Consider the following 7,677-nt stretch of genomic DNA (forward strand, 5'->3'; position numbering starts at 1 on the left):
CCTCGAGGTCGTGCTGCGACACGCGTGCGGCCTGCGCGGCGATCTGCTCGTCGAGTGCGTCCAGGTGCCCCCGGGCCTGCTCGACCGCGGCCGCCGCAGCGCCGGAGCCCGCGGCCATCTCGGCGGCACGGGCCTCGAGCCGCTCGGCTTCGGCACGGACGCCCTGCACACGTTCCGGCGTGATCGTCGGGCCCTGCTGCGGCGCGTCCGCCTGCTGGGCGAGGAACATCAGGCGCTGGTTCGCCAGGCTCGACAGCCCGCGGAGCCGCTCCTGCACGCTCTCCAACCGGTGCACGACGGTCCGGGCACGGTCGACGGCGTCACCGACCATGCTCTGCTCGACCTGCTGCTGCCGGACACGCGTCTGGTCGAGCCGTTCCTGCAGGACGATGCGCTCGGACTTCCGTCCGGCCTCGACCTCCTGGTGCTCGTGGAGTTCGCGGCGCAGCCGGACGACGTCGTCGGCCAGGATCCGGGCCTTCGCGTCGCGGGCCACCGCGGCGACGGACTGCGCCTTGCGTGCCACCTCGGCCTGTCGACCGAGGGGCTTCAGCTGGCGCCGGATCTCGCCGGCCAGGTCGGAGAGCCGCGTCAGGTTCGTCTGCATGGCGTCGAGCTTGCGGAGGGTCTTCTCCTTGCGGCGCCGGTGCTTGAGGATCCCGGCGGCCTCCTCGATGAAGCCGCGGCGGTCCTCCGGGGTGGCGTGCAGCACCTTGTCGAGCTGCCCCTGCCCGACGATGACGTGCATCTCGCGGCCGAGCCCCGTGTCGCTGAGGAGCTCCTGCACGTCGAGCAGGCGGCAGTTCTCGCCGTTGATGGCGTACTCGCTGCCGCCGTTCCGGAAGAGCGTGCGGGAGATCGTCACCTCGGAGTACTCGATCGGCAGCAGGCCGTCGGTGTTGTCGATCGTCAGGAGCACCTGCGCGCGACCGAGCGGTCCGCGTGTCGAGGTGCCGGCGAAGATGACGTCCTCCATCTTGCCGCCGCGGAGGGTCTTGGCACCCTGCTCCCCCATCACCCAGGCGAGGGCGTCGACCACGTTCGACTTGCCGGAGCCGTTCGGACCGACGATGCAGGTCACGCCGGGCTCGAACGCGAACGTCGTCGGCTGCGCGAAGGACTTGAACCCCTTGATGGTGAGGCTCTTCAAGTACATGCGGGTCTCCGGGTGCTCGGTTGCGCGTCAGGCTAACGCGCGCGTCGGCGCGGAGCGGGTTGGCACACGGGGCACCGGTGGCTCGACCGGTTCATGAACGCCTCGCGCACGATCGTCGTGCCGCACCGCGGGCAGGGCTTCCCCTGCTGCCCGTACACCGCGAGGCGCTGCGAGAAGTACCCGGACTGCCCGTTCACGTTGACGTACTGCGCGTCGAAGCTCGTGCCGCCGTCCTCGAGTGCACGGCCGAGGACGCTCCGGCCCTCGGCCAGGAGCCGGTGCAGGTCGGCCCGGGGCAGCCGGTCCGCAGGGCGGTCGAAGTACAGCTTCGCGGCCCACAGCGACTCGTCGGCGTAGATGTTGCCGATGCCGCTCACGACACCCTGGTCGAGCAGGACGCGCTTGATGCCGCTCGATCGCTTCCGGGCCATCGCGACGAAGCGGTCGTCGTCGAAGGCCGGGTCGAGCGGGTCCCGCGCGATGTGCGACACCTGCGTCGGGATGCTCCGACGCCACGGTGCGCCCGGGTCACGGGCGTCGACCGTACCGGCGGACCCGGCCGGCGCGCCGTCCACCGTCGGCACCATGGCGTCGATCGCCATCGAGCCGAAGGTCCGCTGGTCGACGAACTCGAGCTCGACCGGTGCCTCCGGACGGCCGTCGCGGTCGGTACCGGTCGGCTGCACGTCGATCAGGATGCGGCGGTGCTTCGCGGCCGGGCGACCGCGTCCGAGCAGGACCTGACCGGACATCCCCAGGTGCGTGACGAGCGCCTCGGGACGGTCGCCGTCGTGTTCGGGCACCAGGGGGAACCACATGAACTTGCCCCGGCGCACCGCGGCGGCGATCGTGCGGCCCGTCAGGCGTTCGGCGAAGTCCTCGGCCGGACCGTCGTGCCGGGTCAGGGCACGGTCGTCGACGACGTCGACGTGCAGCACCCGGGCGCCGCTGACGGCGGGTTCGAGGCCGGCGCGGACGACCTCGACCTCGGGGAGTTCGGGCACGCGGTCAGGCCGCCCGGCCGGAGAGCCGCGTCCACGCCTCGAGCGCGGCAGCCATCTCGGCGGCCTTCTTGCTCGTACCGGACCCCGTCGACACGTCCTCGCCCTGCAGCACGACCGTCGCGTGGAAGGTCTTGTCGTGGTCGGGGCCCTCTTCCGTCACCCGGTAGGCCGGGTTGCCGAGGGACAGGCCGGCGGCGAGCTCCTGCAGGCTCGTCTTCGGGTCCATGGCGGCGCCGAAGCGGTCCGGGTCGACGAGCAGCGGCTCGACCAGTCGCAGCACCAGGTCCGTCGCTGCGTCGGGACCCGCGGACAGGTAGGTCGCTCCGATGACGGCCTCGACCGTGTCGGCCAGGATGGAGGCCTTGCCGCGACCGCCGGTCTGCTCCTCACCCTTGCCCAGGCGCAGGTACGAGCCGAGCCCGATCATCCGGGCGATCTCGGCCAGGGCGACCGTCGAGACGAGGCTGGCACGCCGCTTGGCGAGCTCGCCCTCGTCGAGGTCGGGGAAGGACCGGAAGAGCTTCACGGTCACGGCCTGGCCGAGGATGGAGTCCCCGAGGAACTCGAGGCGCTCGTTGTGCTTGATGCCCCCGTGCTCGTACGCGTACGAGCGGTGCGTGAGGGCGAGCTGCAGGAGCTCGGCGTCGATGTCGACGTCGAGGATGCCCTGCAGACGAACGACGTCCGGCCCCACGGGGCGGGACCCCGTGGCGCCGGACGTCGCTGTCATCGGTCGAGTCCGATCAGACGTCAGCGACCTTGCGGCCCTTGTACTCCATGTACAGGGCGGTGCCGGCCGAGTCCTCGACGACCTTCGCGCGGTGCGGGAGGCTGTAGGTGACCTTGCCGTTCTCGATCGTCTTCACGAGCTGGACCGGCGCGGCCTTCCACTGCGAACGACGGGCGTGCGTGTTGGCACGGGACTGCTTGCGCTTGGGAACGGCCATGGTGGTTCTCTTTCGGTTGGTCGGTGGTCGGTGTCGAGGTGCGTCAGGCCGTGCGGCCGTCGCCCTCGGGGCTCTGGGTGGGGGTGCTGTCGTCGGCGCCGCCGCGTTCCGCGTCGGTGCCCTGGAAGCCGCTCAGCGCGGCCCAGCGCGGGTCCAGGACCTCGCGCGGGGTGGTCTCGCCGAGGTCGGCCAGCCGCTCGCCCGTGACGGGGTCGAGGCCGGGGCAGTCCGGTCGGCAGACCGGCTGGAACGGCAGCGCCAGCACCACCGCATCTCGAACGACCGGTTCACAATCCACGTGGTCATCGTGAACGAAGAAGTCGAAATCCTCCGAGACATCGTACGCGAACAGCTCGGCGAAGTCGACTTCGACCGGTTCGCTGATGTCGATGAGGCAGCGCGAGCACTCCCCCGTGGCCTCGGCCGAGGCGTGTCCGGAGACCAGGACGCCCTCGTGCAGGCCCTCGAGCTTCACGTCGAGCTGGAGCGTGGTGCCCTCGCGCACGGCGATGACGCCGGCGCCCATCGCGTCCGGCACCTCGATGTCGAGCGAGTGCTCGCGCATCTCGCCCGGCCGGTGCGCGAGGTCGCGCACGCGCAGGGCGTAGGGGCTGTTCACGGGGGAAGACACGATCGACGAGTCTACCGCGATGTCGCGCGCACGTCGAGGAGGCCAGGAGCGCGGCGTGTCAGCGCCCGAGGTGCTCGGCCAGCGCGTCCGCGACGACACCCGGCACGTACGGCGTGACGTCGCCGCCGAGCGTCGCGACCTGGCGGATGAGCGAGCTCGACACGTGCGCCCGCGACGCCTCGGGGAGCAGGAAGACCGTCTCGACGTCGGCCAGGTGCCGGTTCATGATCGCCATGGGCGTCTCGTACGCGACGTCCTCGCCGGAGCGGACGCCCTTCACCAGCACCCCGGCTCCCACCTGGCGGCAGTAGTCGACGAGCAGCCCGGAGGTCCACTCCCCGACCCGCACGGTGTCCGGGAGGCCGGTCTCGACGAGCGACTGCTCGATGAGCCGGACGCGGTCGGCGGCGGCGAACATCGCCGGCTGCTTGTCCGGGTTGTGCACGACGAGCACGTGCACCTCGTCGAACAGCCGCGCGGCACGTCCGATGACGTCGAGGTGCCCGAGGGTCACGGGGTCGAAGGATCCGGGGACGACGGCGATCTGGGCCATGCCCGTCACGCTACCGGCCGCCCGGGTCAGTTCTTCCCGAGGAACGCGGCGTCCGACTCGTCGAGTCGCCGCGCCAGGGCCTCGCGGAGCGCGGGGTGGTCCCGCAGCTCGGGGTCCGGCTCGAGCACGCGCTCCGCCTCGCCCCGGGCGTCGACGATCAGCTCGGCGTGCTCGACCACCCGGAGCAGGTTCAGCGAGGACCGGCCGCCGGACTGTCGCTCGCCGAGCACGTCGCCCTCACGCCGGAGCTCCAGGTCGACGCGCGCGAGCTCGAAGCCGTCGTCGGACGCGGCCACCGCGTCGACGCGTTCGCGTGCGGTCGTCTCGGCCTCGGCGGTGGTGACGAGCAGGCACACCCCGGCGTACTGACCGCGACCGATGCGTCCGCGCAGCTGGTGGAGCTGGGAGACGCCGAAGCGGTCGGCGTCGAGCACCGCCATCATCGACGCGTTCGGCACGTCCACGCCGACCTCGATGACGGTCGTCGCGACGAGCACGTCGACGTCGCCGGCCGCGAAGGACGTCATGACGCGGTCCTTCTCGTCCGCGGTCATCCGTCCGTGCAGGACCTCGATCCGTCGACCCTGCAGGACCGGCATGGCGCGCATCCGCTCGGCCGTCGCGAGCACCGTCGCCGGGGCGTGCTTCGGCGTGTCGTCCTCGGCGGGCTCGGGGCCGCCGTCGTCCTCGGCGTGGGCGTCGTCGATCGCCGGGCAGACCACGAAGGCCTGCCGCCCGTCGGCGAGTTCCTCGGCCATCCGGGTCCAGATGCGCCCTTCCCACCCGGGGTGCTCGGCCAGCCCGACGGCGAAGGTCTCGACCCCGGCACGGCCGGACGGCAGCCCGGTGATCGTCGAGACGTCGAGGTCGCCGAACACCGTCATCGCGACCGTGCGCGGGATCGGGGTCGCGGTGAGCACGAGCACGTGCGGCGGGGTCACGCCCTTGGTCCGCAGGGCCTCGCGCTGCTCGACGCCGAACCGGTGCTGCTCGTCGACCACGACCAGACCGAGCTCCGCGAAGTCGACCCGGTCGCCCAGGAGTGCGTGCGTGCCGACGACGAGCCGTGAGCTGCCGGACGCCGCCGCGAGCAGGGCACGCCGTCGTTCGTCGGTCGACTGCGAGCCCGTCAGGATGACCGGTCGGAGCTCGGCCGCGAGGTCGGGGCCGAGGAACTTCACGATCGAACGGAGGTGCTGCGCGGCGAGCACCTCGGTCGGCGCGATGAGGGCGGACTGCCCGCCGGACTCGGCGACCGTCAGCATCGCCCGGATCGCGACCAGCGTCTTGCCGGAGCCGACCTCGCCCTGCACCAGCCGGTGCATCGGCCAGTCCCCCGCCAGGTCGTGCGCGATCTCGGCACCGACGGCCTGCTGGTCGTCGGTCAGGGTGAACGGCAGCGACGCGTCGAAGCGCTCGAGGATCCCGTCGGGGGCCGCCCGACGCGGGGTGGCCGCGGTTGCCCGGGCGGCGATGCGTCGCTGCACCAGGGCGGTCTGCAGCACGAACGCCTCGCGGTAGCGCAGGGCGTCCTGTGCCCGCTTGAAGTCGGCGACCTTCTCGGGACGGTGCAGGAGCTCGAGCGCGCGGCGGAACGGCACCAGGCCGAGTCGCGTCCGTGCGGGTGCCGGGATCGGGTCCGGCAGGTCCGGCAGGGTGTCGAGGACGACCGCGATCGCCTTCGCGATCTGCCACGAGGTCAGCGACGCCGTGGCCGGGTAGATCGGGATCGGCTGCCGCGACCAGCGGATGGCTTCCTCGTCCTCGGGGTCGGCGGTCGCGCGGGGGTCGTCACGGTCGAACAGCTCGTAGTCCGGGTGGGCGAGCTGCCTGGCGCCCCGGTAGTCGCCGACCTTGCCGGCGAAGATCCCGCGGGCACCGGGCACGAGGTCCTTCGTCCGCCACCCCTGGTTGAAGAACGTCAGCGTGAGCAGGCCCTTGCCGTCGCCGATCTTCGCCTCGAGGATGGAGCCGCGACGCGCACGCATCGTCCGCTCGCGCACGTCGATGACCTCGGCCACGATCGTCACCGATTCGCCGATCGCGAGCGAGTCGAGCGCCGTCAGCGCCCCGCGCTCCGCGTACCGCCGGGGTGCGTGCTCGAGGAACTCACCGACCGTGCGGTACCCGAACGCCTTCTCGATCGCCGTCGCGGTCCGGCCGCCGAGGACCCCGCTCAGCCGGGCGTCGAGCGGCGCGGGACCGAGGTCGGGCCGCACCGGGGGTACGGCGGTGTCGGGGGTGTCGGAGGTGACCACGCCACCACGGTACCGGGCGGGTCCGACGCGCTGCGAGCCTCCCGGCCGACCTGTGGAGACCACGCACGCCGCTACGGTGGCAGCATGACCCGCATCATCGCCGGCGCCGCCGGTTCCACGACGCTCCGGGTGCCGAAGTCCGGCACGCGGCCGACGAGCGACCGCGTGCGCGAGGCCCTCTTCTCGTCGCTCGGCTCGCGCGGGCTCGTGGAGGGCACCTCGGTCGCGGACCTCTACGCCGGGACGGGCGCGCTCGGGCTCGAGGCGGCGTCGCGCGGGGCCGCGGAGGTCGTGCTCGTCGACCGGGCGTCCGCCGCCGCACAGGCGTGCCGGGCGAACGCGAAGGCCGTGCAGCAGCGGGTGCCGGGCGTGCGCGTCGACGTGCAGCCGCAGCCGGCACTCGGGTACCTGCGGAGCACGGTGCGGACCTTCGACCTGGTCTTCATCGACCCGCCGTACGACGTCGCCGAGCAGGAGATCGCCGACGTGCTCGAGGCGCTCGTGCCACGGCTCACCCCCGGCGCGGTGGTCGTCGTCGAGCGGAGCAAGCGATCGCCGGAACCGACGTGGCCGGTCGGGCTGGAGCCGTTCAGCAAGCGCAGCTACGGCGAGACCGTGGCGTGGGAGGCCGTCACCCCGGCCTGACGCTGGCGTGCACGCACGGCGCGTCCGGATGGCGCGCTCGCGGGCGGCGCGCGGTGGACTGCAGCGACACAACCGCTGTCGTACGACGTCGGAAGTGTCGTTGTGGGCGGCACCTGCGCACCTGGCCGCGGACGACCGGCCGGGAGGCTCGGCGCAGCCCCGGCGGTCAGCCCCCGGCACCGTCCCAGTCGGCGTACGGGTCCCACCCGGTCGTCGGGACCGGCTCGCCGCCGCGCACCAGGTCGGCGCTGCCGCTGCCGACGACCGTACCGATGCGCCGGAAGCCGCCGGGCAGCGCGACGTCGGGCGGGAATGCCGCGAGCAGGCCGTGGTCCTCGCCGCCGTGCAGGGCGAGGTCGTCGAGCCGGGGTTCCGGGTCGAGGTCGAGCGTCACCCGGCTGGCACGGGCGAGCCGTCCGCCGTCGATCGCCAGACCGTCTGAAAGGTCGAGCATCGCCGTGGCACCGGCGGCGGCAGCGTGCA

At 72.7% G+C, this 7,677-nt stretch carries 8 protein-coding genes and 1 pseudogene; 1 reads left to right on the forward strand and 8 read right to left on the reverse strand.

What is annotated here, in order from left to right; all coding sequences use genetic code 11:
• The 7 genes from D8M35_RS14330 to D8M35_RS14360 form a co-directional block, all read right to left on the reverse strand.
• On the reverse strand, positions 1-1,156 hold a 1,156-nt coding region (locus D8M35_RS14330), incomplete at its 3' end, for a chromosome segregation SMC family protein (RefSeq protein ID WP_148113386.1).
• 32 nt (positions 1,157-1,188) lie between these two features.
• Positions 1,189-2,160, reverse strand: coding sequence for a bifunctional DNA-formamidopyrimidine glycosylase/DNA-(apurinic or apyrimidinic site) lyase (mutM, locus tag D8M35_RS14335; protein WP_126892455.1), 972 nt, complete (start codon positions 2,158-2,160; stop codon positions 1,189-1,191).
• Between the two features lie 4 nt (positions 2,161-2,164).
• On the reverse strand, positions 2,165-2,890 hold the full coding sequence (gene rnc / locus D8M35_RS14340; RefSeq protein ID WP_126892456.1) for a ribonuclease III: 726 nt from the start codon (positions 2,888-2,890) through the stop codon (positions 2,165-2,167).
• Between the two features lie 13 nt (positions 2,891-2,903).
• Positions 2,904-3,107, reverse strand: a complete 204-nt coding sequence (rpmF, locus tag D8M35_RS14345; RefSeq protein WP_058728177.1) for a 50S ribosomal protein L32 — start codon at positions 3,105-3,107, stop codon at positions 2,904-2,906.
• A 43-nt stretch (positions 3,108-3,150) separates the two neighbouring features.
• Positions 3,151-3,726, reverse strand: coding sequence for a DUF177 domain-containing protein (locus tag D8M35_RS14350; protein WP_126892459.1), 576 nt, complete (start codon positions 3,724-3,726; stop codon positions 3,151-3,153).
• A 70-nt stretch (positions 3,727-3,796) separates the two neighbouring features.
• Positions 3,797-4,291, reverse strand: a complete 495-nt coding sequence (gene coaD / locus D8M35_RS14355) for a pantetheine-phosphate adenylyltransferase (RefSeq protein ID WP_126892457.1) — start codon at positions 4,289-4,291, stop codon at positions 3,797-3,799.
• A 26-nt stretch (positions 4,292-4,317) separates the two neighbouring features.
• Complete coding sequence (locus tag D8M35_RS14360) at positions 4,318-6,510, reverse strand: ATP-dependent DNA helicase RecG (protein WP_126892460.1); 2,193 nt, start codon at positions 6,508-6,510, stop codon at positions 4,318-4,320.
• A 123-nt stretch (positions 6,511-6,633) separates the two neighbouring features.
• On the opposite strand from D8M35_RS14360, the gene D8M35_RS14365 reads away from it, so the two are divergent.
• Positions 6,634-7,194, forward strand: a complete 561-nt coding sequence (locus tag D8M35_RS14365) for an RsmD family RNA methyltransferase (protein WP_126892458.1) — start codon at positions 6,634-6,636, stop codon at positions 7,192-7,194.
• 166 nt (positions 7,195-7,360) lie between these two features.
• On the opposite strand, the pseudogene D8M35_RS14370 reads toward D8M35_RS14365, so the two are convergent.
• A pseudogene (locus D8M35_RS14370) lies at positions 7,361-7,677 on the reverse strand (thiamine-phosphate kinase); the annotation flags it as partial.

This window comes from Curtobacterium sp. HSID17257, assembly GCF_003989515.1.
GTDB lineage: Bacteria > Actinomycetota > Actinomycetes > Actinomycetales > Microbacteriaceae > Curtobacterium.